Source organism: Burkholderia sp. MS389 (genome assembly GCF_016899425.1).
Lineage (GTDB): Bacteria > Pseudomonadota > Gammaproteobacteria > Burkholderiales > Burkholderiaceae > Burkholderia > Burkholderia sola.
On record NZ_CP045994.1, the window covers coordinates 960,118 to 986,207 of the forward strand.

Below are 26,090 nucleotides of genomic sequence, written 5' to 3' on the forward strand. Positions count from 1 at the left end.
TCATCAAAACCCGCGATTATAAGTGGGATCGCGACCGCTCCAGCCGTTCCGTTCCTTGTTTTGCGGGGCCGCCTGTATCATGCGCGGCACCGGCGAGAGGCGGCCAGCCAAGCCAGACAATTTTCCATGCACGCAACTGAGAGAGAAGAGAATCGATGATCTCCCAATCCATCTTCAAGGCATATGACATCCGTGGCGTGGTCGGCAAGACACTCGACGTCGACACGGCGCGCGGGATCGGCCGCGCATTCGGCAGCGAAGTGCGTGCGCAGGGCGGCGATGCGGTCGTCGTCGCGCGCGACGGCCGCCTGTCCGGGCCGGAACTCGTCGGCGCGCTGGCCGACGGCCTGCGGGCGGCCGGTGTCGACGTCGTCGACGTCGGCATGGTGCCGACGCCGGTCGGCTATTTCGCGGCGAACGTGCCGCTCGCGCTGAAGGGCGGCGAGCGCCGCGTCGATTCGTGCATCGTCGTCACGGGCAGCCACAACCCGCCCGACTACAACGGCTTCAAGATGGTGCTGCGCGGCGCCGCGATCTACGGCGAGCAGATCCAGGCGCTGTATCGCCGCATCGTCGACGAGCGGTTCGAGACGGGCAGCGGCACCTATGAGGAAATCGACGTCGCCGATCAATACATCGCGCGCATCGTCGGCGACGTGAAGCTCGCGCGGCCGCTGAAGCTCGTGGTCGACGCCGGCAACGGCGTCGCCGGCCCGCTCGCGACGCGCCTGTTCAAGGCGCTCGGCTGCGAGCTCGTCGAGCGCTTCACCGACATCGACGGCACGTTCCCGAACCACCACCCCGATCCCGCCCACCCGGAAAACCTGCAGGACGTGATCCAGGCGCTGAAGGACACCGATGCGGAGCTCGGCTTCGCGTTCGACGGCGACGGCGACCGTCTGGGCGTCGTCACGAAGGACGGCCAGATCATCTATCCGGACCGCCAGCTGATGCTGTTCGCGGAAGAAGTGCTGTCGCGCAACCCGGGCGCCCAGATCATCTACGACGTGAAGTGCACGCGCCACCTCGCGCAGTGGGTGAAGTCGAAGGGCGGCGAGCCGCTGATGTGGAAGACGGGGCACTCGCTCGTGAAGGCGAAGCTGCGCGAGACGGGTGCGCCGCTCGCCGGCGAAATGAGCGGCCACGTGTTCTTCAAGGATCGCTGGTACGGCTTCGACGACGGCCTGTACACCGGCGCGCGCCTGCTCGAGATTCTCGCGAAGACGGCCGATCCGAGCGCGCTGCTCAACAGCCTGCCGGACGCGATGAGCACGCCCGAACTGCAGCTCTGGCTCGACGAAGGCGAGAATTTCCGCCTGATCGAGCAGTTGCAGAAAGAGGCGAAGTTCGACGGCGCCGACGAAGTCGTGACGATCGACGGCCTGCGCGTCGAGTACCCGGACGGCTTCGGCCTCGCGCGTTCGTCGAACACGACGCCGGTCGTCGTGATGCGCTTCGAAGCCGAGACGCAGGAAGGGCTCAAGCGTATCCAGGACGACTTCCGCCGCGTGCTGACGGCCGCGAAGCCGGACGTGAAGCTGCCGTTCTGAGCGCCGGCGGCTAGCGGGCCGCCCGTACGACGGCCCGTTCAGCGGCCGTGCTGGTCCCGAAAAGCGGCGCGCGCCCCAGGCGCGCGGCCGCTTTTTGTCTGTCCGGCCCTTCGGCCGGGATAAAATCCCCCCTTTATGTCTGTCGCCGGCTGTCAGCCGGCGTTTTTTCAGCGTGCAAAAGATCCTGATCGTGCGCGTGTCGTCGCTGGGCGACGTCGTGCACAACATGCCGGTGATCGCCGATATCCGGCGCCGCCATCCCGATGCGCAGATCGACTGGCTCGTCGAGGAAAGCTTCGTCGACCTCGTGCGGCTCGTCGACGGCGTGCGCAACGTGCTGCCGTTCTCGCTGCGCCGCTGGCGCAAGAAGCCGTTCTCGGGCGCGACGTGGCGCGAGATCCGCGCGTTTCGCCGGCGCCTCGCCGCCGAGCAGTACGACCTCGTGATCGACTGCCAGGGCCTCATCAAGACGGCGTGGGTCGCGAGCTGGGCGCGCGGCCCGCTCGTCGGGCTCGGCAACCGGACCGACGGCGCCGGCTACGAATGGCCGGTGCGCTTCTTCTACCGCAAGCGCGTGCCGATCGCGCCGCGCACGCACGTGGTCGAGCGCTCGCGTCAGCTCGTCGCGGCCGCGCTGGACGACCCGGCGCCGACCCCGGCCGATCCGGTCGAGTTCGGCCTCGACACGCGGGCGGCGGCGCTCGCGGTGGCCGCGCTCGGCCTGAACCTGCCGGTGCCGTACGTCGTGTTCGTCCACGCGACGTCGCGCGCCGACAAGCAGTGGCCGGACGCCGCATGGATCGAGCTCGGCCAGGCGCTCGTGCGGCGCGGCGCGTCGCTCGTGCTGCCGTGGGGCAACGACGCGGAACGCGCGACCAGCGAGCGGCTCGCGAAGGAATTCGGCGCGGCGGCGATCGTGCCGCCGAAGCTGTCGCTGCCGGCCGTGGTCGGGCTGATCGACGGCGCGGCCGCGACGGTCGGGGTTGATACAGGTCTGGTTCACATCGCGGCCGCGCTGAAGCGTCCGACGGTCGAACTGTACAATTTCGCGACGGCCTGGCGGACCGGCGGCTACTGGTCGCCGAACGTCGTCAATCTCGGCACGGCGGGGCAGCCCCCGTCGATCGCGCAGGTGAAGTCGACGCTCGCGGGCTTCGGTCTCCTGTAACGCTGTCCACACGCGAACCGATCATGAGCGAATCCCAGATCATCGAAGTCCCGTCCGCCGACTGGAGCGGACACAACCTGTCGGCGCCGCGCGAGCAGTTGCTCGCCGCGGTCGAGGAAGGCAAGGTGCTGTATTTCCCGCACCTGCGCTTCGCGATCGAAGGCGGCGAGGAAGCGCTGCTCGATCCGGCGCTCGCCGATCCGAAACGCAAGAACATCAGCCTCGCGCCGAACGGCGGCGCGCTCGCCGGCGTGCTCGGCGACAGCGTCACGCAGTCGGCCGTGCGCGCGCTCGTCGCGCGCTTCCAGCAGCAGGCCGGCACGCTCGTCGACGGCCTCTTTCCCGAATATCGCGGCAAGCTGCGCGTCGCGCCGACGAGCCTGCGGCTGATGCAGGTCGAAACGCGCCAGACGTCGTGGCGCAAGGACGACAGCCGCCTGCACGTCGACGCATTCCCGTCGCGGCCGAACTACGGCGAGCGGATCCTGCGCGTGTTCACGAACGTGAACCCGGCCGGCGCGCCGCGCGTGTGGCGCGTCGGCGAGCCGTTCGAGGACGTCGCGAAGCGCTTCCTGCCGAAGATCCGGCCGCAGTTCCCGGGCTCGGCGTGGTTGCTGAACCTGCTGCACGTGACGAAGTCGCCGCGCAGCGCATACGACCACCTGATGCTGAACCTGCACGACGGGATGAAGGCCGACCTCGATTACCAGAAGACGTGTCCACAGCAAACGATGCCGTTTCCGCCGGGCAGCGTGTGGATATGTTTCTCCGATCAGACTTCGCACGCTGTGATGTCCGGCCAGTTCATGCTCGAGCAGACCTTCTTCCTGCCGGTCGATGCGATGGTGCGCCGCGAGTGCGCGCCGCTCGGCATTCTCGAACGCCTGACGGGCAGGGCGCTGGTTTGAGCGCGCACCTGCTTCGACGTCACTCGAGGGCGGCCGCATGCTGAGGGCGATCTATCGCGCGCTGTGGTGGCTCGTCGCGCCGGCCGCCGTGATCCGGCTCTATGTGCGTTCGCGCAAGGAGCGCGGCTATCGCGAGCATATCGGCGAGCGCTTCGGCCACGTCGCGGGCCGTTCGCCGGACGATCGCGCGCCGCTGATCTGGGTGCATGCGGTGTCGGTCGGCGAGACGCGCGCCGCGCAGCCGCTGATCGATGCGCTGATGCACGCGCGCCCCGATGCGCGCATCCTGCTCACGCACATGACGCCGAGCGGCCGGGCGACGGGCGAACAGATCTTCGGCGATCGCGTGCTGCGCTGTTATCTGCCGTACGACATGCCGGGCGCGGTGCGGCGCTTCCTGCGCGCATGGCGGCCGACGCTCGGCCTCGTGATGGAAACCGAGGTGTGGCCGACGCTGATCGACGAGTGCCGCCGCGCGGACGTGCCGCTCGTGCTGACCAATGCGCGGATGTCCGCGCGTTCGTTCCGGCGCGCGGCGAAGTTCGGCACGGCGACGCGCGACGTGTTCGGCGGCTTCTCGCGCGTGCTCGCGCAGAGCCCGGCCGATGCGGAACGGCTGACGTCGCTCGGCGCCCGCAACGTGACCGTGCTCGGCAACCTGAAATTCGACATGACGACGCCGCCGGAACTCGCGGCGCGCGGCCATGCATGGCGCGACGCGATCGGCGCGCGGCCGGTGTGGGTCGCCGCCAGCACGCGCGAGAATGAAGAAGCGCTGGTGCTGCAGGCGTTCGCGGAAATGCGCACGCCCGGCGCGTTGCTGGTGCTCGTGCCGCGTCATCCGCAGCGTTTCGCCGAAGTCGAGGCGCTCGTCGCGCGCAGCGGGCTCAAGTGCGTGCGGCGCTCCGCCTGGGCGGCCGATGCGGCCGCGCTCGCGGCCGGCCGGCCGGCCGCCGAACCGTTGGCCGGCGACGTGACGGTGCTGCTCGGCGATTCGATGGGCGAGCTCGGCGCGTACTACGCGGCGGCCGACATCGCGTTCATCGGCGGCAGCCTGTTGCCGCTCGGCGGGCAGAACCTGATCGAGGCGTGTGCGGTCGGCGTGCCGGTGCTGATCGGGCCGCACGTGTTCAACTTCACGCAGGCGACCGCCGATGCGGTCGCGGCCGGTGCGGCGATGCAGGTCGCGGATCCGCTCGATCTCGCGCACGTGCTCGACGCGCTGTTCGCCGACAAGGCGCGGCGCATCGCGATGGGCGCGGCCGGCGCGGCGTTCGCGTCGCGTCACCGTGGCGCGACCGCGCGCACGGTCGACGTGCTCGCCGCGTTGCTGCCGGCCGGCGAAGCCGGTGCGCGTGCGCTGCCGGGTGGGCAGGACGCCTCTTCCGAAGACGAATAGACGAAGGGCGGCGCAAGGCCGCCCGCGCACGCATGGCGGCGACGTGAGCCGCCGCCATGCCGCTCACACCGTCAGCAAACCCTTCTTCTCGATGAACGCGATCACGTCCGCGACGCCGTCGAGCGCCTTCAGGTTCGTCATCACGTAAGGCCGCTCGCCGCGCATCTTCCGCGTGTCGGACGCCATCACGTCGAGATTCGCGCCGACCAGCGGCGCGAGGTCGGTCTTGTTGATCACGAGCAGGTCGGACTTCGTGATGCCGGGGCCGCCCTTGCGCGGAATCTTCTCGCCGCCGGCCACGTCGATCACGTAGATCGTCAGGTCCGACAGCTCGGGGCTGAAGGTCGCCGCGAGATTGTCGCCGCCGGACTCGATGAACACGATGTCGGCATCTGGGAAGCGCGACAGCATCCGGTCGACGGCTTCGAGGTTGATCGATGCATCCTCGCGGATCGCCGTGTGCGGGCAGCCGCCCGTCTCGACGCCCATGATGCGTTCCTCGGGCAGCGCGCCCGCGACCGTCAGCAGCCGCTGGTCTTCCTTCGTATAGATGTCGTTCGTGATCGCGACGAGGTCGTACTTGTCGCGCATCGCCTTGCACAGCATTTCGAGCAGCGTGGTCTTGCCGGAGCCGACGGGGCCGCCGATGCCGACGCGCAGCGGCGGCAGTTTCTTCGTGCGGCGGGCGGAGGAGGGAGCAGGTGCGTTCATGGTCGGGCGAAGAGGTTCAGGAGCGGAACAACCGCGAATACTGGGTTTCGTGCCGCGCGGACAGGATGCCGAGCTGCGGCGCGAACGTGTTGACGGCGTCGGGCGGCGTCGCGAGCGCGCGGCGCACGGCGGCGTCGATCGCGCCGCGCAGCGCGACGATGATGCGTTGTCCGGCGAGCTGCCCGAGCGGCACGGCTTTCAGCGCGGCGGACGTCTGGTTCTCGACCCAGCCGAATGCGTACGCGGCGAGCGTCGCGTCGGCGCTCGCGTCGTGTGCGGCGGCCGCGTACGCGAACGCGGTCGGCAGCGCGATCGGCGACAGCGACGCGAGCGTCGCGCGGCGTGCGGCGTCGCCCCATTCGAGCGACGCGCACAGTTGCGCGAGCGACCAGCCCATCTGTTCGGTTTCGCGGCGCAGTTCGGCCGATTCGCGGCTCGCGACGAACCACGCGTTGTCGGCGGCGAGCGCGTGCGTGTCGTGCGCCTGCCAGCGGGCGAGCTGGTGCGCGAGGAACGGCAATTCGCCGTGCGCGAGCACGTCGGTCAGGCCGCTCGCGATCCAGTCGCGCGCGGAATCGGCGTCGCGGATCAGGTTCGCGTCGAGCGCGGCTTCAAGGCCCTGCGAATAGCTGTACGCGCCGATCGGTAGTGCGGGCGACGCGAGGTGCAGCAGCGCGACGAGTTCAGTGGTGGTCATGACCGTGGTGGCCGTGCGTGCAGCCGGGACCATGCTGATGGCCGTGATCGTGATCGTGATCGTGATCGTGATCGTGGTCGTGATCGTGATCGTGATCGTGATCGTGCGAATGCGAATGTCCATGGTGTTCGCCGAACACCTGCTGCGCCAGCGCATAGTCCTCGGCGAACGTCGCGTCGTGCCCGTGCTTGTGGCCGCCGCCGTACGCGCCGGCTTCCGGCTGGAACGGCGCGCGCGCCTCTTCGACCTGCGTGCCGAGTCGGCGCAGCATGTCCGCGAGCACCGGATCGGCTTCGAGCTTCAGGTAGCCGTCGCCGATCTCGACCGGCGTATGGCGGTTGCCGAGATGGTAGGCGGCGCGCATCAGCGTGAGCGGATCGGCCGCGCGCACGAGCAGCACCGTTTCGGATGCCGCGGCGATACGCACGAGCGCGCCGTCGTCGGCGACGAGCACGTCGCCGTCGCGCAGCACGGTGCCGCGCGGCAGCAGGACCGCGACGTCCTCGCCGGTGTCGAGCGTCGCCGCGAGGCGGCTCTTGCAGCGGGCGTCATAGGCGAGCGTGAGCGTCGGCGCGCGCGCGACGAGCGACGCGGCGAGTTTCACGTTCGGGGCAATGCGTTTGTCGAGGGTGCGCATGACACTGAGGATTCCGGATCAGAACAGGAAATAGCGCTGCGCCATCGGCAGCACCGTTGCCGGTTCGCAGGTGAGCAACTGGCCGTCGGCGATCACGTCGTAGGTTTCCGGATCGACGCTGATCGACGGACGCCATGCGTTGTGGATCATGTCGGCCTTCGTCACGTTGCGGCAGTTGCGCACCGGCACGATCCGCTTCGCGAGGCCGTAGCGCTCCGCGATGCCCGCATCGGCCGCCATCTGCGACACGAAGGTCAGCGACGTGCGCGCGAGCGCGCCGCCGCGCGTCGCGAACATCTCGCGGTAGTGGACCGGCTGCGGCGTCGGGATCGACGCGTTCGGGTCGCCCATCTGCGCGAGCGCGATCATCCCGCCCTTCAGGATCATCGACGGCTTGATCCCGAAGAACGCGGGCTCCCACAGCACGAGGTCGGCCCACTTGCCGGGCTCGATCGAGCCGACTTCATGCGCGATGCCGTGCGTGAGCGCCGGGTTGATCGTGTACTTCGCGACGTAGCGTTTCGCGCGGAAGTTGTCGTTGCGCGCGCCGTCTTCCGGCAGCGCGCCGCGCTGCACCTTCATCTTGTGCGCGGTCTGCCACGTGCGGATGATCACTTCGCCGACGCGGCCCATCGCCTGCGAATCGGACGACAGCATCGACAGCGCGCCGAGATCGTGCAGGATGTCCTCGGCCGCGATCGTCTCGCGGCGAATGCGCGATTCGGCGAACGCGAGATCCTCGGCGATCGACGGATCGAGGTGATGGCACACCATCAGCATGTCGAGATGCTCGTCGAGCGTGTTGATCGTGTACGGGCGCGTCGGATTGGTCGACGACGGCAGCACGTTCATCTCGCCGCACACCTTCAGGATGTCGGGCGCATGGCCGCCGCCCGCGCCTTCGGTGTGGTACGTGTGGATCGTACGGCCCTTGAACGCGGCGACCGTCGATTCGACGAAGCCGGCCTCGTTCAGCGTGTCGGTGTGGATCGCGACCTGCGTGTCGGTGTCGTCGGCCACCGACAGGCAGTTGTCGATCGCGGCGGGCGTCGTGCCCCAGTCCTCGTGCAGCTTCAGGCCGATCGCGCCGGCCGCGATCTGCTCGACGAGCGGCTGCGGCAGGCTCGCATTGCCCTTGCCGAGGAAGCCGAGGTTGATCGGCCAGCCGTCGGCCGCCTGCAGCATCCGCTCCATGTGCCACGGGCCCGGCGTGCAGGTCGTCGCGTTGGTGCCGGTGGCTGGCCCCGTGCCGCCGCCGAGCATCGTCGTGACACCCGAGGCCAGCGCCTCGTCGATCTGCTGCGGGCTGATGAAGTGGATGTGCGTGTCGATGCCGCCCGCCGTCACGATCAGCCCTTCGCCGGCGATCACTTCGGTCGCGGCGCCGATCGCGATCGTCACGCCCGGCTGGATGTCGGGGTTGCCGGCCTTGCCGATCGCGGCGATGCGGCCGTGCTTGATCGCGATGTCGGCCTTCACGATGCCCCAGTGATCGAGGATCACCGCGTTCGTGATGACGGTATCGGGCACGTCGGCGGCCACGCGCTGCGACTGGCCCATCCCGTCGCGGATCACTTTCCCGCCGCCGAATTTCACTTCCTCGCCGTACGTGGTGAAGTCGCGTTCGATCTCGATCAGCAGTTCGGTATCCGCGAGCCGCACGCGGTCGCCCGTCGTCGGCCCGAACATTTCCGCGTACGCGCGGCGGCTCAAGCGTAGTGTCATGTTGCTGTTCCTGAAGAGCGGGGCGGCTTACAGCGGCCCCATCACCTTGCCCTGAAAACCGTAGACGGCGCGATCGCCCGCGAGTGCGACCAGCTCGACGGTGCGCGTCTGGCCCGGCTCGAAGCGCACGGCGGTGCCGGCCGCAATGTTCAGGCGAAAGCCGCGCGCGGCCACGCGATCGAACGACAGCGCGTCGTTGACTTCGAAGAAGTGGTAGTGCGAGCCGACCTGCACCGGGCGATCGCCGGTGTTCGCGACGACGAGCGACAGCGTCGCGCGGCCCGCGTTCAATTCGTGTTCGCCGTCGTCGGTGAGGATTTCGCCGGGGATCATGCGGGGCCTCACGGAATCGGGTGGTGGACGGTCACGAGCTTCGTGCCGTCGGGGAAGGTCGCTTCGACCTGGATGTCGGGAATCATTTCCGGCACGCCGTCCATCACGTCGTCGCGCGTGAGCAGCGTCGTGCCGTAATGCATTACCTCGGCCACGGTCTTGCCGTCGCGCGCGGCTTCCATCAGCGCCGCGGTGATGAAGGCCACCGCCTCCGGATAGTTGAGCTTCAGGCCGCGCGCGCGGCGGCGTTCGGCAAGCAACGCCGCCGTGAAGATCAGCAGCTTGTCCTTTTCGCGGGGAGTCAGTTTCATGAAGGCAGGCGTTCAGGAAAACGTAATTTTTATCGGTGCGCACGCAACCGGGCAGGAGGCGGATCATCGTAGCACCGCGCTGTTTGGCGTGCGTCGTGTATCGCTTATGTAAGCAGCAAGGGCCGTGCCATGTGCATCCGGCGTGCTGTCGTGCGCATTCATGGTGCGCGATGCATGTACAGGGTGCGCGGTGTGGGGTGGCGTTGCGCCGAAACGGTGCGTGGCGCGACCGCGCTCAGGTTTGCCAGAGGCGCAGCGGCCGTGCGTCGACGCCGTGCACGATCGGCCGCAGGTGCAGCCAGCAGTCGGTGAAGTGGCGTTGCAGCGCTTCCATCGACGTCGACAGCGCGCGGACCAGCACGACGCCGGGTGTCACGCAGGTCGCGCCCGCGCGCAGCGTCGCATCGAACGGCATCCGCGCGGCGAGCGATTCGGCGAGCGCGGCGTCGCACGCGGCGCCGGCGGCCCACAGCGTGCCGTATGCGGGAAAGCCGGCAAGACCCTGCAGCGCGCCGCGCAGCGGGTCGTGCGCATCGAGCAGCGCGCGCTCGGTCCACAGCGGCCGGCCGTCGGCATCGACGAGTGCCGAACCCGACGCGATGCGGCCCGCCGACCACGTTTCGCCGGCCGCCTGCCGGCCGAGCTGCGTCGCGTCCCAGCCGATCGCGCTCGCGCCCGCGCCGAGCGTCACCGTGAAGTCGAGCGCGGCGTGGGCCGCGTCGAAGAACAGGTTGTTCTGCGGCAGCCAGTCGAGCTTCGCGTGCGCGCCGACCGTGATGCCGATGCGCTGCGTCGCGTCGAGCCCGTTCGACTTGTACCACTTGGTCGCGCCGGGCGTCGTCAGCACCGCGTGCGTGCCGTCGCCGAGCGCGATGTCGATGTCGAGCCGGTCGCCGCCCGCGACGCCGCCCGGTGGGTGCACGATTACCGCGTGGCAGACCGCGTCGCCTTCCGGGTACAGCGGCCGCTGCACGCGCAACGGGCCGTCGTGCAGCCGGTGCGCGAGCGTCGTGCGCGCACTGTGCCGCTCGAAGCCGAGTTCGAGGCGGCCGCGCCACGACTTGGCGACGGCGGGGCGGGACAGCGGGGCGTGCGAATCGGGGGCGGACATCGGCGGCGAACGGGAAACGAGGAAGCGGGTGCGAAGAACGTGGATGCTACCGGAACAATAATGCAGATGCCGCGTTCGCAGGAAGTGCCGCGTGCGGGCGTCTCGCGAGTCGGCCGTACGTGTTCCCCGCCGTGCCTACCGTCACACCGCGATCAGCTCGCGCACGCCGTTCGCCTCCATGTCCCGCGCGTCCCCTCCCGCGACAATCTCCCCGCGACTCATCACCCAATATCGATCCGCGATCGAGCGCGCGAAATCGTAATACTGTTCGACCAGCAGCACGGTCATCTTCGATTCGTCGACGAGCTGGCGCAGCGTGCGCCCGATGTCCTGGATGATCGACGGCTGGATGCCTTCGGTCGGCTCGTCGAGGATCAGCAGCTGCGGCTCGCTCATCAGCGCGCGGCCGATCGCGAGCTGTTGCTGCTGACCGCCCGACAGGTCGCCGCCGCGCCGCGCACGCATGTCCTTCAGCACCGGGAACAGGTCGTAGATGCGATCGGGCACTTTCGACGGCGCCTTGCGGCTCGCCGCGCCCACGAGCAGGTTCTCCTCGACGGTGAGTCGCGGAAAGATGTCGCGGCCCTGCGGCACGTACGCGAGCCCGGCCGCGACGCGCGCATACGGCGGCAGTGCGCCGAGCGCGGTGCCGCGCCACGACACGCTGCCGCTTTTCGCGGCGACGACCCCCATCAGGCAGCGCAGCAGCGTGCTCTTGCCGACGCCGTTGCGGCCGAGCAGCACGGTGAGCTTGCCGTCGTCGGCCGCGAGGTTCACGTTGCGCAGGATATGGCTGCCGCCGTAGTACTGGTTCAGCGCTTCGATTTTCAGCATCGCATCATCGTCCGAGGTAAGACTCGATCACCGCGTCGTCGCGCTTGACCTGGTCGAGCGTGCCGTGCGCGAGCACCGCGCCTTCGGCCATCACCGTCACGCGCCCCGTGTCGCCCGCGAGCGCCGCGACGAACTCCATGTCGTGCTCGACGACCATCATCGAGCAGGTACCGCGCAGCGTGTTCAGCAGCTCGGCGAGTTCCATCGTCTCGTGGTCGGTCATCCCGGCCGCCGGCTCGTCGAGCAGCAGCAGCGCGGGACGCTGCATCAGCAGCATGCCGATTTCGAGCCGCTGCTTCTGCCCGTGCGACAGCTCGCCGGCCGCGCGATACGCTTGGCTTTCGAGGCCGATCAGCGCGAGCGTCTCCTCGATCTTCGCCTGCGCGGTACGGTCGAGCCGCGCGCGCAGCGACGCGAGCCAGCCCTTGTCGGTCTGCATCGCGAGTTCGAGGTTTTCCCACACCGGATGCTGTTCGAACACGGTCGGCTTCTGGAACTTGCGGCCGATGCCCGCCCGCGCGATCTCGGGTTCGTTCATCCGCGCGAGATCGATCGTCTGGCCGAGAAACACCTTGCCCGCATCGGGCCGCGTCTTGCCGGTGATGACGTCCATCATCGTCGTCTTGCCCGCGCCGTTCGGGCCGATCACGCAGCGCAGCTCGCCCACGTCGATCGCGAGCGACAATTTCTTCAGCGCGCGAAAGCCGTCGAAGCTTACTTCGATATCCTCGAGATAGAGGATCGTGCCGTGCGACGTGTCGATGCCGGCCGGCACGACGCGCCCCATCGACGCGCTGCCGCTGACGGCGAGCAGCTCGTCCTCGGGCGGCGGCGTGAACTGATAGAGAGCCGTTCCGTTCATGCGCGTTTCCCCTTCGCGAGCACGGTTTCGACGAGGCCCATGATCCCGCGCGGCAGCAAGAGCGGCACGAGCACGAAGATCAGGCCGAGGAAGAACAGCCAGTATTCGGCGAAGTACGCGGTGAAGAAACTTTTCGCGCCGTTCACCGCGAACGCGCCGACGATCGGCCCGATCAGCGTGCCGCGCCCGCCCACCGCGACCCAGATCGCCATCTCGATCGAGTTGCCGGGCGACATCTCGCCGGGATTGATGATGCCGACCTGCGGCACGTACAGCGCGCCGGCGATGCCGCACAGCACGGCCGACACGGTCCACACGAACAGCTTGTACGCGAGCGAGCTGTAGCCGAGGAACATCAGCCGCGTCTCGCCGTCGCGCACCGCGGTCACCACGCGTCCGAGCTTGCTCGTGACGATCGCGCGCGCGGCGACGAACGCGAGCACGAGCGTCGCGAAGGTCAGCAGCAACAGCACCGTGCGCGTGCCCGGCGACGTGATCGAGAAGCCGGCGATGCGCTTGAAATCGGTGAAGCCGTTGTTGCCGCCGAAGCCCGTCTCGTTGCGATAGAACAGCAGCATCGCGGCGAACGTCATGGCCTGCGTGATGATCGACAGGTACACGCCCTTCACGCGCGAGCGGAACGTGAAGAAGCCGAATACCCACGCGAGCACGGCCGGCACGAGCACGACGAGCGCGAGCGCCCACGCGAGATGCTGCGTGCCGCTCCAGTACCACGGCAACTGGTGCCAGTCGAGGAACACCATGAAGTCGGGCAGGTCGCTGCCGTACTTGCCTTCGCGGCCGATCTCGCGCATCAGGTACATGCCGATCGCATAGCCGCCGAGCGCGAAGAACAAGCCGTGGCCCAGGCTCAGGATCCCGCAGTAGCCCCACACGAGATCGAGCGCGAGCGCGGCGATCGCGTAGCACATCAGCTTGCCGGCGAGCGTCATCGTGTACGCGGACAGATGGAACGCGCTGGCTTCCGGCGCGACGAGCGCGGCGAGCGGCACGCCGACGCCGATCGCCACGCATAGCGCGACGAGCGCGAGCCACGCGCGACGCGAGAGCAGCGCGGGGCGGGGCGGCAGGCCGAGCGCGAAGCCGTCCGCCGCGCGCGCGCCGGCAGCGGGCTTCGACGTGTCGGCGACCGGGTTCGACATCGAATCGGTGTATGAAGTCACGTCAAGCCTCCGCGCTGCGGCCCTTCGGCGCGAACATGCCCTGCGGGCGTTTCTGGATGAACAGCACGATCATCACGAGCACCGCGATCTTCGCGAGCACGGCGCCCCAGAACGGTTCGATCGCCTTGCTCGCGAGGCCAAGCCCGAAACCGCCGAGCACGGTGCCGGCGATCTGCCCGACGCCGCCGAGCACGACGGCCATGAACGAATCGATGATGTAGTTCTGGCCGAGATCGGGGCCCACGTTGCCGATCTGCGACAGCGCGCAGCCGCCGAGGCCCGCGATGCCCGCGCCGAATGCGAACGCATACGCGTCGACGCGGGCGGTCTTCACGCCGACGCACGCGGCCATCCGGCGGTTCTGCGTGACCGCGCGCACGAACAGACCGAGCCGCGTCTTCGTCAGCACGGCCCACGCGACGAACACCACCGCGAGCGCGAACGCGAGGATCGCGAGCCGGTTGTACGGCAGGATCAGGTTCTGCATCACCGTCACGCCGCCGCTCATCCACGACGGGTTCACGACCTGCACGTTCTGCGCGCCGAACAGCATGCGGGTGGCCTGGATCAGGATCAGGCTCACGCCGAAGGTCGCGAGCAGCGTTTCGAGCGGGCGACCGTACAGGTGCCGCAGCACGAGCCGCTCGAGCACGATGCCGACGAGCGCGGCCACCGCGAACGACACCGGCACGGCGACGAGCGGATACCAGTCGAATGCGCCGGGCGCGTAGCGCTGGATCAGCGTCTGCACGACATAGGTTGCGTACGCACCGATCATCAGGAATTCGCCGTGCGCCATGTTGATCACGCCGATCAGCCCGTACGTGATCGCGAGGCCGAGCGCGGCGAGCAGCAGCACGCTGCCGAGCGACAGGCCGGCGAACACCGTGCCGACGATCTCGCCGCGGCGCTGCAGCGCGTGCAACGTATCGAGCCCTTGTTGCGCGGCGTCGCGCACGCGCGCGTCGGGTTCGGCGAAGCTGCCGTCGGCGTTCTTCGCGACGAGCGGGCGCAGTTGTTCGATCATGTCGAGATCGCTGCGCGCGGCCACCACCTGCGCGGCTTCGAGGCGTTTCGCCGGATCGGCATCGTGCAGCGCGGCGATCGCCCACAGTGCATCGAGACGGCGCTTCAACGCCGGATCGGTTTCCTTTGCGCGCGCGCGATCGATCATCGGCTTGAGCGCCGGGTCGGGCGACTTCAGCAGCGCGTCGATCGCGTCGCGGCGCGTGGCCACGTCGGGCGACGCGAGCGCGAGGCCCGACAGCGCGCCGGCGATCTTCGTGCGCAGCAGGTTGTTCAGCATCACCGGCTGCGCATCGCCGGCCGGCGTCGCGGCCTGCGTGAGCGCGTCGTGTGCGGTGTCGCCGGACTGGATCAGCAGGCGGCCGTCGCCGGTCGCGAGCGCATCGCCGCTCGACAGCGCGTTGAGCACCGCAACGGCGCGCGGATCGGTGTCGGCGGCGAGCCGTTCGATCGCGGCCGTCTTCGCGTCGAAGTCGTCGCCGGCGAGCGCGGCGGTGTCGGCCGCCGTCAGCGCGAACGCGGCGTGCGGCAGCAGGCCCGCGAGGGCGGCGCATGCCGCGATCGCGCGGGCGGCTCGGCGAAAGCGTGTAGGCATCGGGAAATCCTGTCGGGCGTGGGGGAGCGGAGCGGTGCGACGCTGCGTCGGCGCGGGCGATTCGTCACGGCAAGCGCGGCCGGCGCATCGGCAGCGGGCGGGCAAGCGTGCGGCACGTCGCACACGAAGCGCGACGCGCCGCACGGCATCACGCCAGCGCCGCGCGCTGCCGGCGCAGGAACGCCGGGATCGAGCTGACGACGTCCGGCTTGCCCTGGTTGCCCGCGATGAACGGGCTCCACGGCTGCGCGCGCACGGCCGTCTTCGTTTTCCACACGACGTTGAACTGTCCGTCGCCGCGGATCTCGCCGATCATCACCGGCTTGTGCAGGTGATGGTTGCCGTCCATCGCGAGCGTGAAGCCCGACGGCGCGGCCACCGTCTGGCCGATCATCGCGACGCGCACCTTGTCGACGTCGGTGCTCTTCGCCTTCTCGACGGCCTGCTTCCACATGTGGATGCCGACGTAGGTCGCTTCCATCGGATCGTTGGTCACGCGCTTCGCGCCGCCCGGCAGGTTGTTCGCCTTCACCCATGCGGCGAACTGGTCCTTGAACTTCGTGTTGGTCGGGTTCTTCACCGACATGAAATAGTTCCACGCGGCGAGGTGGCCGACGAGCGGCTTCGTATCGATCCCGCGCAGCTCTTCCTCGCCGACCGAGAACGCGACGACCGGCACGTCGGTCGCCTTGATGCCCTGGTTGCCGAGTTCCTTGTAGAACGGCACGTTGGAATCGCCGTTGATCGTCGAGATCACGGTCGTCTTGCCGCCCTGCGCGAAGGTCTTGATGTTCGCGACGATGGTCTGGTAATCGCTGTGGCCGAACGGCGTGTAGACCTCCTGAATGTCGGCGTCCTTCACGCCCTTCGATTTCAGGAACGCGCGCAGGATCTTGTTGGTCGTGCGCGGATACACGTAGTCGGTGCCGAGCAGGAAGAAGCGCTTCGCGCCGCCGCCTTCCGCGCCCATCAGGTACTCGACGGCCGGAATCGCCTGCTGGTTCGGCGCGGCGCCCGTGTAGAACACGTTGCGCGACATTTCCTCGCCTTCATACTGCACCGGGTAGTAGAGCAGCCCGTTCAGCTCCTCGAACACCGGCAGCACGGACTTGCGCGACACCGACGTCCAGCAGCCGAACACGCAGGCGACCTTGTCCTGCGTGAGCAGCTGGCGCGCCTTCTCGGCGAACAGCGGCCAGTTCGACGCCGGGTCGACCACCACCGGTTCGAGCTTGCGACCCATCACGCCGCCGCTCTTGTTGATGTCGGCGATCGTCATCAGCGCGGTGTCCTTCAGCGACGTCTCCGAGATCGCCATCGTGCCCGACAGCGAATGCAGGATGCCGACCTTGATCGGGCCGGTGCCCGCATCGGCCGCGTGCGCGAACGGGCTCTTGCCCGCCAGCGCGAGCGCGCCGGCCATGGAACCGAACTTCAACAGACTGCGACGTTTCATCGGGATCCCCTTGTCGTGTTGGATGCGCGTGCGCCGTGGCGGCGCCGGCCATCGTGTAACGCAAGGCATGTGCCAGTCGCGCGGATGCACGCCCGGCGTGCCTGCGCGGGGCACGGGCGGGCACCAGCGGGCATCGGCGCGGTGCGGATGACGCGCCGTGCAGCATGCGCGGTCCGTTGCGGTGCAGACGCACGGGCACAAATGGTGCACGACGGTGCGGCGGCGTCGAAACGCAGGGAAACCGGGGGAGGAAAAGAGAAACGGGCGCGCAGTGCGCGCCCGTTCGGCGGATCGGTGCGGCCGGCGGCGGGGTGCCGGGCGGCGCGGCGGCGCATGATGCGCCGCGGGAAGGATCGATCAGTAGCGCGGCACGGACGGATCGACGTCGCGCGACCACGCGTCGATCCCGCCTTGCAGGTTGTACAGCTTCGTGAAGCCGCGCGATTCGAGGAACATCGCGACCTGCGCGCTGCGCATCCCGTGATGGCACACGCAGACGATTTCCGCTTCGTCGTCGAGCTCTTCGCTGCGCGCGGGAATCTGCTGCATCGGAATCGCCACGCTGCCGGCGATCTGCGCGGTCGCGATTTCCCACGGCTCGCGCACGTCGAGCACGACCGGCGCGGGGCGCGCCGTGTCGCCGAGCCATTCCGCGAGCATCGCGGGCGTCAGGATCTGCATGGAGGCTCCGCCGCTCAGAACTTGAAGCGCGACGGCTCGATCGCGTTGACGAGGTGGTCGATGTACGTTTCGAACACGTCGGCGACGCGGTACTGCTTGTCGTCGATGCGCGTGATGATCTGCGCCTTCATCACCGGACGGCCGCCGACGAACGCCGCCAGGCGGCCGCCGACCTTCAGCTGTTCGAGCATGTCCTGCGGCACGACCGGCAGGCCGCCCGCGACGCAGATCACGTCGTACGGCGCCTTGGCCGCCCAGCCGCGCGAGCCGTCGCCGAGCACGACTTCGGCGTTGGTCACGCCGTCGTTGCGCAGGTTGTCTTCCGCGAACTTCGCGATCGCCGGATCGATCTCGACGGCCGTCACGTGCTGCGCGCGATGCGCGAACAGCGCGGCCAGGTAGCCCGAGCCCGCGCCGATCACGAGCACGTTCTCGTGCTTCTTGACTGCCAGCTCCTGCAGCACGCGCGCTTCGACGCGCGGGAACAGCATCTTGCTCGCGCCGCCCGGCAGCGGCAGTTCGAGATCGGCGAACGCGAGATCGCGGTATTGGGCCGGCACGTAGTTTTCACGCTTGACGATCGACAGCAGGCCCAGGACATCCAGATCCAGCACGTCCCACGGACGGATCTGCTGTTCGATCATGTTGAAACGCGCGTTTTCGATATTCATGGTGTGGTCACGCAGCCAGGTCGGCCATCAGCGGGGATAGAGAAACTTCGTGATTGTACCAAACGGCACGGCCGCGAAGCCTTCAGGCGGCCTGCAACAGACCTTTACCCTTTGCTCTTCTTGATCTGCGCCTCGAACGCGAGGTCGAGCTTGCTCGCCTTGCGCGGTTTTTTGGGGCCAAATTCGTCGACGAACTTGACGAATTCGTCGAGCGGCAGCGGCTCGCAGCGCTTCTCGGCAGTGCCGCCCGAGCGGTCGACGAGATAGAACAGACCGCCCGCCATCGCGACGGCCGCGAATTGCGGGTTGCCGGAGCGGGTCTTCAGGCGTTCGACCGCGTGGGTCGCTTTGGTGGTGCGCATCTTGGGGGCTGGCGAAGCGGATGTAAGCCTCACACTGTATCAAACCGGTCGCCCGCGTGCGGCCGGCGCCCGCGTGAACCGCCCTAAACCGTGCGCGAGTAGCGCTGCCGCGACGTCTGGCCGAGGTACGCGTCGAACGCCATCGCGATGTTGCGCACGACCATCCGGCCGGCCGGATGGATCGTCAACCGGTCGTGCGCGATCGTCAGCAGCCCGTCGCGCTCGAACGGGCGCAGCGCGTCGAGCTCGCGCGCGAAATGATCGGCGAAGCGGATGCCGTGCGCGGCCTCGACGTGCGAGAACGGCAGTTCGAGGTTGCACATCAGTTGCGTGATCACGTCGCGGCGCAGCCGGTCGTCCGGCGTGAGGCGGACGCCGCGCGCGATCGGCAGCCGGCCCGCGTCGAGTGCGGCGCCGTACGCGGGCAGGTCCTTCGCGTTCTGCGCGTAGACGTCGCCGACCTTGCCGATCGACGACACGCCGAAGCCGATCAGGTCGGTATCCGCGCGCGTGCTGTAGCCCTGGAAATTGCGCTGCAGCGTGCCGTTGCGCTGCGCGCGCACGAGTTCGTCGGACGGCCGCGCGAAGTGGTCCATCCCGATGTACACGTAGCCGGCCGACGTCAGCATGTCGATCGCGAGGCCGAGCAGCGCGATGCGCGCTTCCGGCGGCGGCAGCGTCGCATCGTCGATCTGCCGCTGCATCTTGAACAGGTGCGGCATGTGCGCGTAACCGAACACCGACAGGCGATCGGGCGCGAGCTCGATGATCGTCTCCAGTGTGCGTGCGAACACGGCGACCGTCTGGTGCGGCAGCCCGTAGATCAGGTCGACGCTCACCGAATGGAAGCCTGTCGCGCGTGCGGCGGCGAGCAGGTCGGCCGTCATCGCGCGCGGCTGGATGCGGTTGATCGCCTGCTGCACGACCGGGTCGAAATCCTGCACGCCGAGGCTCAGCCGATTGAAGCCGATCGTGCGCAGATGGACGAGCGTCGCCGGCGTGACCGTGCGCGGATCGATCTCGATCGAGAACTCGGCGTCGGCGTCCGGCGCGAGCGCGAAATGCTCGCGCGTGGCCGCCATCAGCTCGGCCGTTTCGTCGTCGGACAGGAAGGTCGGCGTGCCGCCGCCCCAGTGCAGTTGCGTGACGGGGCGCGACGGATCGAACAGCGCGGCCTGCAGCGCCATTTCGCGCTTGAGCTGGTCGAGATACGGGCGCGCACGGCGGCGGTTGTTGGTCGCGATCTTGTTGCAGCCGCAGTAGAAGCACGCGGTGTTGCAGAACGGGATGTGGAAGTACAGCGACAGGTCGCTCGACGAGGCGCCGGGGTCGCCGGCCGCGCGGACGTAGTCGGCCGGATCGAAATCCTCGCGGAACTGCAGCGCGGTCGGGTACGACGTATAGCGCGGCCCGTTCACGCCGTATTTCGTGAGCAAATCGGGACGGAACACCGGGTCGGCAGATCCAGAACGCATGGCGGTCTCGCGCTTTTTTAGATGGTTTCGAGTATAGGAACACGCGGTCGGGCTGCATTGTGTAATAACGTCGCAGCCGGCGATGGCACAATGCGGGGTGGGGCTGCCGGACGCCGCGTCCGGTTGCCGCATCGTTTTCGGTTGTTCGTTGTTCGTTATTCGTCGAGAGAGCCGAGTGTCCGTCGAAATGCCTGTCCGCGCGGCGCCCGCCGACGTCCCGCCGCCGCATGCGTGCCGCGAGGGCTGCGGCGCGTGCTGCATCGCGCCGTCGATTTCCAGCCCGATTCCGGGCATGCCCGACGGCAAGCCGGCGGGCGTGCGCTGCGTGCAGCTCGGCGACGACCTGCGCTGCATGATCTTCGGCCGGCCCGAGCGCCCCGCGTGCTGTGCCGGGCTGCAGCCGTCCGCCGACATGTGCGGCGCGTCGCGCGACGACGCGCTCGCGTGGCTCACGCGCCTCGAGGCCGCGACGCGGCCGGCGCATCCAGGAGAGAAATCAGCATGACCGTCCCTCGCGCGCCTGGCCGGCGCCGTTTTCTCGCTGCCGCCATTGGCGCCGTCGGCGTGTGCGTATCGCTTGCCGCGTGCGCGTCGACGTTCCCGTTCATCCCCGATCACTACACGTTCTCGCGCGGCGACGTGCAGAAGGCCGTCGCGCGGAAGTTTCCTTACCAGAAGACGGTCGCCCAGGTCGTCGACGTGTCGCTCGCGAATCCGGCCGTCAACCTGCTGCCGGACCAGAACCGCGTCGCCGTGCAGCTCGACGCGAACTTCGTGAGCCCGTTCCTGCGCGGGCCCGTCAGCGGCAAGTTCACCGTGTCGGGCCAGCTCGCGTACGACGCGCCGAGCCGCTCGGTCGTGCTGAAGGCGCCGGCCGTCGACAGCCTCGCGCTCGACGGCGACGCGCAGATGTACGCGCAGCAGGTGGGCGCGGCCGCCGGCCTGCTCGCGACGCAGCTGCTGACCAACTATCCGATCTACACGTTCAAGCCGGAACAACTGCAATTTGCCGGAGTGAACTACGAACCCGGTACAATTACGATCCTTACAAACGGCATACGCGTGGCGATCGTCGAAAAGTGACGACGGAGCGCGCACGGCCGGGTGGGCCGCGCGCGCAAGAGTGGCCTTTTCTTTCGACCATTTCGGAGTTGGGCCACGGATGGACTGGATCCTGATCTGCAAGGCATTGATCCTCGGCGTCGTCGAGGGGCTGACGGAATTCCTGCCGGTGTCGAGCACCGGTCACCTGATCGTCGCGGGCAGCTTCCTGAATTTCAACGATTCGCACGCGAAGACGTTCGACGTCGTGATCCAGTTCGGCGCGATCCTCGCGGTCTGCTGGGAATACCGGCAGCGGATCGTGTCCGTCGTGTCCGGGCTGCCGAGCCGGCCCGATGCGCAGCGCTTCACGCTGAACGTCGTGATCGCGACGATTCCCGCGATCGCGCTCGGCCTCCTGTTCGAGAAGAAGATCAAGGCCGTGCTGTTCTCGCCGGTGCCCGTCGCGTTCGCGCTCGTCGTGGGCGGCGCGATCATCCTGTGGGCCGAGGCGCGGCAGCGCGAACGCGGCGAGCCGCCGCGCGTGATGTCGGTCGACGCGCTGACGCCGCTCGACGCGCTCAAGGTCGGACTCGCGCAGTGCTTCGCGCTGGTGCCCGGCATGTCGCGCTCGGGCTCGACGATCATCGGCGGGATGCTGTTCGGTCTCGACCGACGCGTGGCCACCGAATTCTCGTTCTTCCTCGCGATTCCGATCATCTTCGGCGCGACGCTCTACGAAACCGTGAAGGACTGGCAGGCGTTTACCGTCGATTCGCTCGGCCTGTTCGCGCTCGGGCTCGTGTCGGCGTTCGTCAGCGCGTTCGTGTGCGTGCGCTGGCTGTTGCGCTACGTCGCGACGCACGATTTCACGGTGTTCGCGTGGTACCGGATCGCGTTCGGACTGTTCGTGTTGCTGGTGGGTTACAGCGGCTGGCTGAACTGGGCGTGAGGCTGGCGAGCGGTCGATGCGCCGCTCGATGAAAAAATCCCGACCGGCGCGAGACGCCGGTCGGGATTTTTTATGCTGCGCAGGGTGGGACGCTCAGCTTGCGCGCTTGCGGAACACCAGGTCCCACACGCCGTGGCCGAGCCGCAGCCCGCGCCGTTCGAACTTCGTCACCGGGCGGTAGTCGGGGCGCGGCGCGTAATCGGCGGCCGTGTTTTCGAGCGTCGGTTCCGCGCCGAGCACTTCCAGCATCTGCTCCGCGTAGTTCTGCCAGTCGGTCGCGCAGTGAATGTACGCACCGGGCTTCAGGCGCGACGCGAGATGCGCGACGAGCGGCGGCTGGATCAGCCGGCGCTTGTGGTGACGCGCCTTGTGCCACGGATCGGGAAAGAAGATGTGGACGCCGTCGAGGCTTTCCGGCGCGATCATGTGCTCGAGCACCTCGACCGCGTCGTGCTGGATGATGCGGATGTTCGATAGATCCTGCTCGCCGATCAGCTTCAGCAGCGCGCCGACGCCCGGCTCGTGCACCTCGACGCCGAGGAAGTCATCGCCCGGGCGGTGCGCGGCGATTTCCGCGGTCGACGCGCCCATCCCGAAACCGATCTCGAGGATGCGCGGTGCACTGCGGCCGAAGATCGCGTTCCAGTCGGGCAGTTCCGGCGCATACGGGACGACGAAGCGCGGGCCGAATTCGTCGAGCGCGCGGCGCTGGCCGGTCGACACGCGGCCGGCGCGCGTCACGAAGCTGCGGATGCGGCGGCGGTGCAGCGGGTTGACTTCGTCGGCGCCTTCCGTGGCTTCGCCGGCTTGGTCGGCTTCGTCGGGAATGGCGTCGTCGTGCGGCGGAAGGCCGGCTTCGTTCGGATCGTCGTGCATCATCGGTACAGAGAAAGGCTCGGTTCGGGCGAGGGCCCGTTGCGCAGCAATGCTGCCGGGCGATTCGGCGCATGGTACAAAAAAGCCGCCTTCGACGAGGCGGCTCATGCGCAGGCTGTCGTGCAGCCGGAAAGTGGAGCGGGCGATGGGAATCGAACCCACGTCATCAGCTTGGGAAGCTGAGGTAATGGCCATTATACGACGCCCGCAGAACGTGCAATTCTACAGGGGTTTGGGTGGGGATGGCAAGCGGGGCGTCTGGGCCGCCGGTATCGAAACTGCTGCGGCCCGACTGGCCTGCCAGCCAATGTCGAAAATGGACGAGTCGGTGTCGGAAGCGTACAAGCCCTGGTAAAGCTTTCGAACTAACGTGACAGGCCTCTCATACGATCGTCAGTCTGGAGCCGACATGTCCGATTTCATCACCGTTCTGCGCAAAACCTGCCCGACGCCTGTCCTTGATGCGACCAAGTGGAAGCGCATTGGCGGCGATCCGCACACCGTGAACCTCAACGCGTACGTCTCGAAGGACGGCAGCAAGATCATGGGCACGTGGATCTGCACGCCGGGCAAGTTCGAGGTGAATTACGAAAAATGGGAGTACTGCCACTTCCTCGATGGTTACTGCATCATCACGCCGGAAGGTGAGGAGCCGCAGCACCTGAAAGCCGGCGACGTGTTCGTGATCGAACCCGGCATGAAAGGGACGTGGGAAGTGGTGGAGACCGTGCGCAAGTACTTCGTCTTCGCCTGAGCGGGCGGTCGATTCTATCCAACCCCTGCATACCGTCATCGCCCCACGTCTTCGCGGTTCACGAAGCCGGGAGGGGCGAGCGAGGATTCCGGTTCAATAAAAGTCGTCCCGGGTTCGGAAACAGCGCGCTGAGGGCAGCCACAGGCTTGGCGCGCTTCGTTATCCAGCCGCAATCCATGACGAATTGAACGCACGGTTGTCCGGCGACGACACGATGACGCTCGCCACCGGTCCTGCACACCGTCACGCAAACCCCTAAGATGCAGCGATCCGCCCACCGCTTCCGCTGCCGCGCATGAACCTTCCGCCTGCGCCGGACGCCCCTCCGGAGCCCCGACCATGCGCATCACCGCGATCCACGAACGCGCGATTCCCGTATCCCGCTATGCCGATCCGGCGATTCCGTCCGGCGGCCTGACGACGAGCGTCGTCGCGGTCGTGACCGACGTCGTGCGCGACGGCCGCCCGGTGACGGGCTACGGCTACGCGTCGATCGGCCGCTTCGCGCAGGGCGGCCTGATCCGCGAACGGTTCGCGCCGCGCCTGCTGGCTGCCGCCGACTCACTCGCCGACGAAGCCGGCACGAACCTCGACCCGTTCCCCGCATGGCGCGCGATGATGGCCGGCGAGAAGCCGGGCGGGCACGGCGAACGCTGCGTCGCGGTCGGCACGCTGGACATGGCGATCTGGGACGCCGCCGCGAAGATCGCAGACCTGCCGCTGCACCGCTTTCTCGCCGACCGCCTCGGACGCACGGCGCCGCCGCGCGTGCGCGTGTACGCAGGCGGCGGCTACCGCTATCCGCATGACGATCTCACGCGCCTGTCGGACGAGATGCGCCGGATCGTCGATCTCGGCTACACGCACGCGAAGATCAAGATCGGCGGCGCGGATTTCGAGCAGGACCGGCGCCGCATCGACGCCGCGGCCGCACAGCTCGCCAGCCCTTCGCATCTCGCAGTCGACGCGATGAACACGTACGACGCGACGACGGCCTACGAGGCGGCGAACATGCTTGCGCCGTTCGATCTCTGGTGGTTCGAGGACATCTGCGATCCGCTCGACCTGCCGCTCCAGGCAGACGTCGCCACGCGATACGCATCGCCGATCGCGGCAGGCGAAGCGCTGTTCTCGCTCGCGGAAGCGAAGCTGCTCGACCGTTACGGCGGCCTGCGTGCCGACCGCGACGTGCTGGTGTTCGATCCCGTGCACAGCTACGGGCTGTCGGGCTATCTGCAGATCGTCGATCACTTCGTGTCGCGCGGCTGGCGGCGCGACGCGTTCTGGCCGCACGCCGGTCATCTGTTCTCGCTGCACGTCGTCGCGGCGCTCGGGCTCGGCGGGGCGGAAGTCAGCCCGTTCGCATTCCATCCGTTCAGCGGACTGGCCGATGGCGAAAACGTTGACGCGGGACACGCACGCGTACCGCAGGCGCCGGGCATCGGATTCGAGCTGCATGCCCACGCGCACGACGCGTTCCGCGCGATATCGGAATCGGTGCCGGTGTTTCGCGGCGTCTAGGCGCTCAGGTAGCGACGCGAAGGCGGTGGCGCCGTGCTACGTCCCCCCGAGCGCACGCAAGCCGACGAGCAGCAGCGCGCCGATCGCGATCAGCAGTAGCGCATGAACGCGCGTGTAGATCACGCACAGTGTCGACGCCACCGCGATCGCGCGGGCGGCCCAGCCGCCGTCGAGCGCCTGCACCAGCACCCACACCGATGCGAGGATCATGCCGGCCGCGACCGGGCGCAGGCCGGCTTCGAGCGCGATCTGCCAGCGCGCGCCCCGGTGCCGTCGCCACAGGTGCGCGACGCCGTAGATCAGGAACGCGGTCGGGCCGAACAGCGCGAGCGTCGCGATCACCGCGCCCCAGAAACCGGCCACCTGCCAGCCGATCAGCGTCGCCAGCAGCGAGCCGGGGCCAGGCGCCATCCGTGCGATCGCGAAGTCGTTCACGAATTGTGTTGCGCTCATCCAGTGATGCACGTCGACGACCTGCCGCTGGATATCCGCGATGACCGCCTGCCCGCCGCCGATCGTCGCAATCGACAGCGGCGCGAACACGCCGAACAGTGCTGCGTAACGTGCGGACGCATTCATCGCGCGTCGTTCCCGACCGGCGCGGCGGCCGCACGACGGTATTCGAGCGCGACGCTCAGCGTGCCGCCGATCAGCACGGTCCACACGAGCGGCCAGTGCAGCACCGCAACCGACACGAAGGTGAGCGTCATGACCGCGAACGGCAGCACGCGGCGCGGCAGCCGGCGCACCGCGGTAATCGCCATCGAGATCGACAGCCCGATCGCCGCGGCCGCCGCACCGGCGAGCGCGACGTGCGTGAGCGGAAAGCGCGTGAGCGTCGAGAACGCGACGCCGAACAGCACGATCAGCACGGCCGGCGGCGCGATGATGCCGATGAAGCCGGCCACCGCGCCGCGCCATCCGGCGAGCCGGTAGCCGATCCAGATCGCGAGGTTCTTCACGTTGACGCCCGGTAACGCCTGCGACAGCGCGAGACCGTTGAGGAACGCCTCTTCGTCGAGCCAGCGTCGCTCGTGGACGAAATCGCGCATCATCCGCCCGCTGAGCCCGCCGCCGAAGCTAGTCAGGCCGATCTGCGCGAACGCGATGAACAGCGCGAGGATGCCCGGCGGCGGTGCGTCGCCGGCGGGCGGTGCCGAGGGCGTCGTGGAGGAGGGCGAGGGCATCGGGCGGTTGGCACGTGGCGATCGGGCGATCGCCCATGTTAGCAAGCGGCGCCTGTCAGCACG

The 26,090-nt window shown here is 68.3% G+C and carries 28 protein-coding genes and 1 tRNA gene; 9 read left to right on the top strand and 20 right to left on the bottom strand.

What is annotated here, in order from left to right; genetic code table 11:
* The first annotated feature begins 155 nt into the window (after window positions 1-155).
* The 4 genes from GJG85_RS04440 (at window position 156) to waaA (ending at window position 5,025) form a co-directional block, all read left to right on the top strand.
* Entirely contained in the window at window positions 156-1,550 is a 1,395-nt protein-coding gene (locus tag GJG85_RS04440) for a phosphomannomutase/phosphoglucomutase (RefSeq protein ID WP_089488217.1), read from the top strand.
* A 124-nt stretch (window positions 1,551-1,674) separates the two neighbouring features.
* On the top strand, window positions 1,675-2,718 hold the full coding sequence (gene waaC / locus GJG85_RS04445; protein WP_306427004.1) for a lipopolysaccharide heptosyltransferase I: 1,044 nt from the start codon (window positions 1,675-1,677) through the stop codon (window positions 2,716-2,718).
* Between the two features lie 23 nt (window positions 2,719-2,741).
* Window positions 2,742-3,626, top strand: coding sequence for a Kdo hydroxylase family protein (locus GJG85_RS04450; RefSeq protein WP_006485119.1), 885 nt, complete (start codon window positions 2,742-2,744; stop codon window positions 3,624-3,626).
* Window positions 3,627-3,663: 37 nt separating this feature from the next.
* On the top strand, window positions 3,664-5,025 hold the full coding sequence (gene waaA / locus GJG85_RS04455; RefSeq protein ID WP_089488218.1) for a lipid IV(A) 3-deoxy-D-manno-octulosonic acid transferase: 1,362 nt from the start codon (window positions 3,664-3,666) through the stop codon (window positions 5,023-5,025).
* A 63-nt stretch (window positions 5,026-5,088) separates the two neighbouring features.
* On the opposite strand, the gene ureG is transcribed toward waaA, so the two are convergent.
* From ureG to hemN, 16 genes are all read right to left on the bottom strand, one after another.
* Entirely contained in the window at window positions 5,089-5,736 is a 648-nt protein-coding gene (ureG, locus tag GJG85_RS04460; RefSeq protein ID WP_050011650.1) for an urease accessory protein UreG, read from the bottom strand.
* A gap of 16 nt (window positions 5,737-5,752) precedes the next feature.
* The gene (locus GJG85_RS04465) at window positions 5,753-6,433 is read right to left on the bottom strand and encodes an urease accessory UreF family protein (RefSeq protein ID WP_089488219.1); all 681 of its coding nucleotides are present in this window, start codon (window positions 6,431-6,433) and stop codon (window positions 5,753-5,755) included.
* Window positions 6,420-7,070 carry an urease accessory protein UreE gene (ureE, locus tag GJG85_RS04470; protein WP_204383709.1) on the bottom strand — a complete coding sequence of 217 codons (651 nt, stop codon included), beginning with the start codon at window positions 7,068-7,070 and terminating at the stop codon, window positions 6,420-6,422. The genes GJG85_RS04465 and ureE overlap by 14 nt, the downstream gene beginning before the upstream one ends.
* Window positions 7,071-7,088: 18 nt before the next feature.
* On the bottom strand, window positions 7,089-8,795 hold the full coding sequence (gene ureC, locus GJG85_RS04475; RefSeq protein ID WP_050011647.1) for an urease subunit alpha: 1,707 nt from the start codon (window positions 8,793-8,795) through the stop codon (window positions 7,089-7,091).
* Between the two features lie 27 nt (window positions 8,796-8,822).
* On the bottom strand, window positions 8,823-9,128 hold the full coding sequence (locus GJG85_RS04480) for an urease subunit beta (RefSeq protein WP_050011646.1): 306 nt from the start codon (window positions 9,126-9,128) through the stop codon (window positions 8,823-8,825).
* 8 nt (window positions 9,129-9,136) lie between these two features.
* On the bottom strand, window positions 9,137-9,439 hold the full coding sequence (gene ureA / locus GJG85_RS04485) for an urease subunit gamma (RefSeq protein ID WP_006406310.1): 303 nt from the start codon (window positions 9,437-9,439) through the stop codon (window positions 9,137-9,139).
* A 235-nt stretch (window positions 9,440-9,674) separates the two neighbouring features.
* A complete protein-coding gene (locus GJG85_RS04490) occupies window positions 9,675-10,550 on the bottom strand; it encodes an urease accessory protein UreD (protein WP_204383711.1) in 876 nt (291 codons plus the stop codon).
* 141 nt (window positions 10,551-10,691) lie between these two features.
* Window positions 10,692-11,384, bottom strand: coding sequence for an urea ABC transporter ATP-binding subunit UrtE (gene urtE / locus GJG85_RS04495; RefSeq protein ID WP_124638654.1), 693 nt, complete (start codon window positions 11,382-11,384; stop codon window positions 10,692-10,694).
* A gap of 4 nt (window positions 11,385-11,388) precedes the next feature.
* Window positions 11,389-12,246: an urea ABC transporter ATP-binding protein UrtD gene (gene urtD, locus GJG85_RS04500; RefSeq protein ID WP_089488221.1), complete on the bottom strand. Its 858-nt coding sequence runs from the start codon at window positions 12,244-12,246 to the stop codon at window positions 11,389-11,391.
* A complete protein-coding gene (gene urtC, locus GJG85_RS04505; protein WP_204383713.1) occupies window positions 12,243-13,430 on the bottom strand; it encodes an urea ABC transporter permease subunit UrtC in 1,188 nt (395 codons plus the stop codon). Before urtC ends, urtD begins: the two co-directional genes overlap by 4 nt.
* Window position 13,431: 1 nt before the next feature.
* Entirely contained in the window at window positions 13,432-15,051 is a 1,620-nt protein-coding gene (urtB, locus tag GJG85_RS04510) for an urea ABC transporter permease subunit UrtB (protein WP_124846477.1), read from the bottom strand.
* A gap of 148 nt (window positions 15,052-15,199) precedes the next feature.
* Complete coding sequence (gene urtA / locus GJG85_RS04515; protein ID WP_050011640.1) at window positions 15,200-16,507, bottom strand: urea ABC transporter substrate-binding protein; 1,308 nt, start codon at window positions 16,505-16,507, stop codon at window positions 15,200-15,202.
* A 357-nt stretch (window positions 16,508-16,864) separates the two neighbouring features.
* Window positions 16,865-17,188: a rhodanese-like domain-containing protein gene (locus GJG85_RS04520; protein WP_006476692.1), complete on the bottom strand. Its 324-nt coding sequence runs from the start codon at window positions 17,186-17,188 to the stop codon at window positions 16,865-16,867.
* A gap of 14 nt (window positions 17,189-17,202) precedes the next feature.
* Complete coding sequence (locus tag GJG85_RS04525) at window positions 17,203-17,859, bottom strand: protein-L-isoaspartate O-methyltransferase (protein WP_050011639.1); 657 nt, start codon at window positions 17,857-17,859, stop codon at window positions 17,203-17,205.
* Window positions 17,860-17,963: 104 nt separating this feature from the next.
* The gene (locus GJG85_RS04530) at window positions 17,964-18,221 is read right to left on the bottom strand and encodes a hypothetical protein (protein WP_006488573.1); all 258 of its coding nucleotides are present in this window, start codon (window positions 18,219-18,221) and stop codon (window positions 17,964-17,966) included.
* Between the two features lie 83 nt (window positions 18,222-18,304).
* Window positions 18,305-19,696 carry an oxygen-independent coproporphyrinogen III oxidase gene (gene hemN, locus GJG85_RS04535; RefSeq protein ID WP_089488225.1) on the bottom strand — a complete coding sequence of 464 codons (1,392 nt, stop codon included), beginning with the start codon at window positions 19,694-19,696 and terminating at the stop codon, window positions 18,305-18,307.
* 187 nt (window positions 19,697-19,883) lie between these two features.
* Here hemN and GJG85_RS04540 point away from each other — a divergent pair, with 187 nt between their 5' ends.
* From GJG85_RS04540 to GJG85_RS04550, 3 genes are all read left to right on the top strand, one after another.
* A complete protein-coding gene (locus GJG85_RS04540; RefSeq protein ID WP_050011805.1) occupies window positions 19,884-20,201 on the top strand; it encodes a YkgJ family cysteine cluster protein in 318 nt (105 codons plus the stop codon).
* Window positions 20,198-20,779, top strand: a complete 582-nt coding sequence (locus tag GJG85_RS04545; protein ID WP_089488226.1) for a DUF1439 domain-containing protein — start codon at window positions 20,198-20,200, stop codon at window positions 20,777-20,779. The genes GJG85_RS04540 and GJG85_RS04545 overlap by 4 nt, the downstream gene beginning before the upstream one ends.
* Before the next feature lie 79 nt (window positions 20,780-20,858).
* On the top strand, window positions 20,859-21,689 hold the full coding sequence (locus tag GJG85_RS04550; RefSeq protein WP_050011636.1) for an undecaprenyl-diphosphate phosphatase: 831 nt from the start codon (window positions 20,859-20,861) through the stop codon (window positions 21,687-21,689).
* A 93-nt stretch (window positions 21,690-21,782) separates the two neighbouring features.
* On the opposite strand, the gene trmB is transcribed toward GJG85_RS04550, so the two are convergent.
* Together trmB and GJG85_RS04560 are read right to left on the bottom strand one after the other, a co-directional pair.
* Window positions 21,783-22,568, bottom strand: a complete 786-nt coding sequence (gene trmB, locus GJG85_RS04555; RefSeq protein ID WP_050011635.1) for a tRNA (guanosine(46)-N7)-methyltransferase TrmB — start codon at window positions 22,566-22,568, stop codon at window positions 21,783-21,785.
* 131 nt (window positions 22,569-22,699) lie between these two features.
* Window positions 22,700-22,774 (bottom strand) — tRNA-Gly (locus GJG85_RS04560).
* Between the two features lie 200 nt (window positions 22,775-22,974).
* Between GJG85_RS04560 and GJG85_RS04565 the strand changes: the two genes are divergently transcribed.
* Together GJG85_RS04565 and GJG85_RS04570 are read left to right on the top strand one after the other, a co-directional pair.
* Window positions 22,975-23,319, top strand: coding sequence for a cupin domain-containing protein (locus GJG85_RS04565; RefSeq protein WP_006496617.1), 345 nt, complete (start codon window positions 22,975-22,977; stop codon window positions 23,317-23,319).
* A gap of 339 nt (window positions 23,320-23,658) precedes the next feature.
* Complete coding sequence (locus GJG85_RS04570; protein ID WP_050011631.1) at window positions 23,659-24,840, top strand: enolase C-terminal domain-like protein; 1,182 nt, start codon at window positions 23,659-23,661, stop codon at window positions 24,838-24,840.
* A gap of 36 nt (window positions 24,841-24,876) precedes the next feature.
* Here GJG85_RS04570 and GJG85_RS04575 read toward each other — a convergent pair whose 3' ends face one another.
* Window positions 24,877-25,419 (bottom strand): chromate transporter, encoded by a 543-nt coding sequence (locus GJG85_RS04575; RefSeq protein ID WP_050011630.1) that lies wholly within the window; start codon window positions 25,417-25,419, stop codon window positions 24,877-24,879.
* Window positions 25,416-26,027, bottom strand: a complete 612-nt coding sequence (locus GJG85_RS04580; protein WP_204383714.1) for a chromate transporter — start codon at window positions 26,025-26,027, stop codon at window positions 25,416-25,418. The genes GJG85_RS04575 and GJG85_RS04580 overlap by 4 nt, the downstream gene beginning before the upstream one ends.
* Window positions 26,028-26,090 lie beyond the last annotated feature (63 nt).

Excerpts from the sequence above, each read along its gene's own strand:
- GJG85_RS04440 (WP_089488217.1), top strand. The coding sequence starts at position 156 with ATGATCTCCCAATCCATCTTCAAGGCATATGACATCCGTGGCGTGGTC.
- GJG85_RS04450 (WP_006485119.1), top strand. The coding sequence starts at position 2,742 with ATGAGCGAATCCCAGATCATCGAAGTCCCGTCCGCCGACTGGAGCGGA.
- waaA (WP_089488218.1), top strand. The coding sequence starts at position 3,664 with ATGCTGAGGGCGATCTATCGCGCGCTGTGGTGGCTCGTCGCGCCGGCC.
- ureG (WP_050011650.1), bottom strand. The coding sequence starts at position 5,736 with ATGAACGCACCTGCTCCCTCCTCCGCCCGCCGCACGAAGAAACTGCCG.
- GJG85_RS04465 (WP_089488219.1), bottom strand. The coding sequence starts at position 6,433 with ATGACCACCACTGAACTCGTCGCGCTGCTGCACCTCGCGTCGCCCGCA.
- ureE (WP_204383709.1), bottom strand. The coding sequence starts at position 7,070 with ATGCGCACCCTCGACAAACGCATTGCCCCGAACGTGAAACTCGCCGCG.
- ureC (WP_050011647.1), bottom strand. The coding sequence starts at position 8,795 with ATGACACTACGCTTGAGCCGCCGCGCGTACGCGGAAATGTTCGGGCCG.
- GJG85_RS04480 (WP_050011646.1), bottom strand. The coding sequence starts at position 9,128 with ATGATCCCCGGCGAAATCCTCACCGACGACGGCGAACACGAATTGAAC.
- ureA (WP_006406310.1), bottom strand. The coding sequence starts at position 9,439 with ATGAAACTGACTCCCCGCGAAAAGGACAAGCTGCTGATCTTCACGGCG.
- GJG85_RS04490 (WP_204383711.1), bottom strand. The coding sequence starts at position 10,550 with ATGTCCGCCCCCGATTCGCACGCCCCGCTGTCCCGCCCCGCCGTCGCC.
- urtE (WP_124638654.1), bottom strand. The coding sequence starts at position 11,384 with ATGCTGAAAATCGAAGCGCTGAACCAGTACTACGGCGGCAGCCATATC.
- urtD (WP_089488221.1), bottom strand. The coding sequence starts at position 12,246 with ATGAACGGAACGGCTCTCTATCAGTTCACGCCGCCGCCCGAGGACGAG.
- urtB (WP_124846477.1), bottom strand. The coding sequence starts at position 15,051 with ATGCCTACACGCTTTCGCCGAGCCGCCCGCGCGATCGCGGCATGCGCC.
- urtA (WP_050011640.1), bottom strand. The coding sequence starts at position 16,507 with ATGAAACGTCGCAGTCTGTTGAAGTTCGGTTCCATGGCCGGCGCGCTC.
- GJG85_RS04520 (WP_006476692.1), bottom strand. The coding sequence starts at position 17,188 with ATGCAGATCCTGACGCCCGCGATGCTCGCGGAATGGCTCGGCGACACG.
- GJG85_RS04525 (WP_050011639.1), bottom strand. The coding sequence starts at position 17,859 with ATGAATATCGAAAACGCGCGTTTCAACATGATCGAACAGCAGATCCGT.
- GJG85_RS04530 (WP_006488573.1), bottom strand. The coding sequence starts at position 18,221 with ATGCGCACCACCAAAGCGACCCACGCGGTCGAACGCCTGAAGACCCGC.
- hemN (WP_089488225.1), bottom strand. The coding sequence starts at position 19,696 with ATGCGTTCTGGATCTGCCGACCCGGTGTTCCGTCCCGATTTGCTCACG.
- GJG85_RS04540 (WP_050011805.1), top strand. The coding sequence starts at position 19,884 with ATGCCTGTCCGCGCGGCGCCCGCCGACGTCCCGCCGCCGCATGCGTGC.
- GJG85_RS04545 (WP_089488226.1), top strand. The coding sequence starts at position 20,198 with ATGACCGTCCCTCGCGCGCCTGGCCGGCGCCGTTTTCTCGCTGCCGCC.
- GJG85_RS04550 (WP_050011636.1), top strand. The coding sequence starts at position 20,859 with ATGGACTGGATCCTGATCTGCAAGGCATTGATCCTCGGCGTCGTCGAG.
- trmB (WP_050011635.1), bottom strand. The coding sequence starts at position 22,568 with ATGATGCACGACGATCCGAACGAAGCCGGCCTTCCGCCGCACGACGAC.
- GJG85_RS04565 (WP_006496617.1), top strand. The coding sequence starts at position 22,975 with ATGTCCGATTTCATCACCGTTCTGCGCAAAACCTGCCCGACGCCTGTC.
- GJG85_RS04570 (WP_050011631.1), top strand. The coding sequence starts at position 23,659 with ATGCGCATCACCGCGATCCACGAACGCGCGATTCCCGTATCCCGCTAT.
- GJG85_RS04575 (WP_050011630.1), bottom strand. The coding sequence starts at position 25,419 with ATGAATGCGTCCGCACGTTACGCAGCACTGTTCGGCGTGTTCGCGCCG.
- GJG85_RS04580 (WP_204383714.1), bottom strand. The coding sequence starts at position 26,027 with ATGCCCTCGCCCTCCTCCACGACGCCCTCGGCACCGCCCGCCGGCGAC.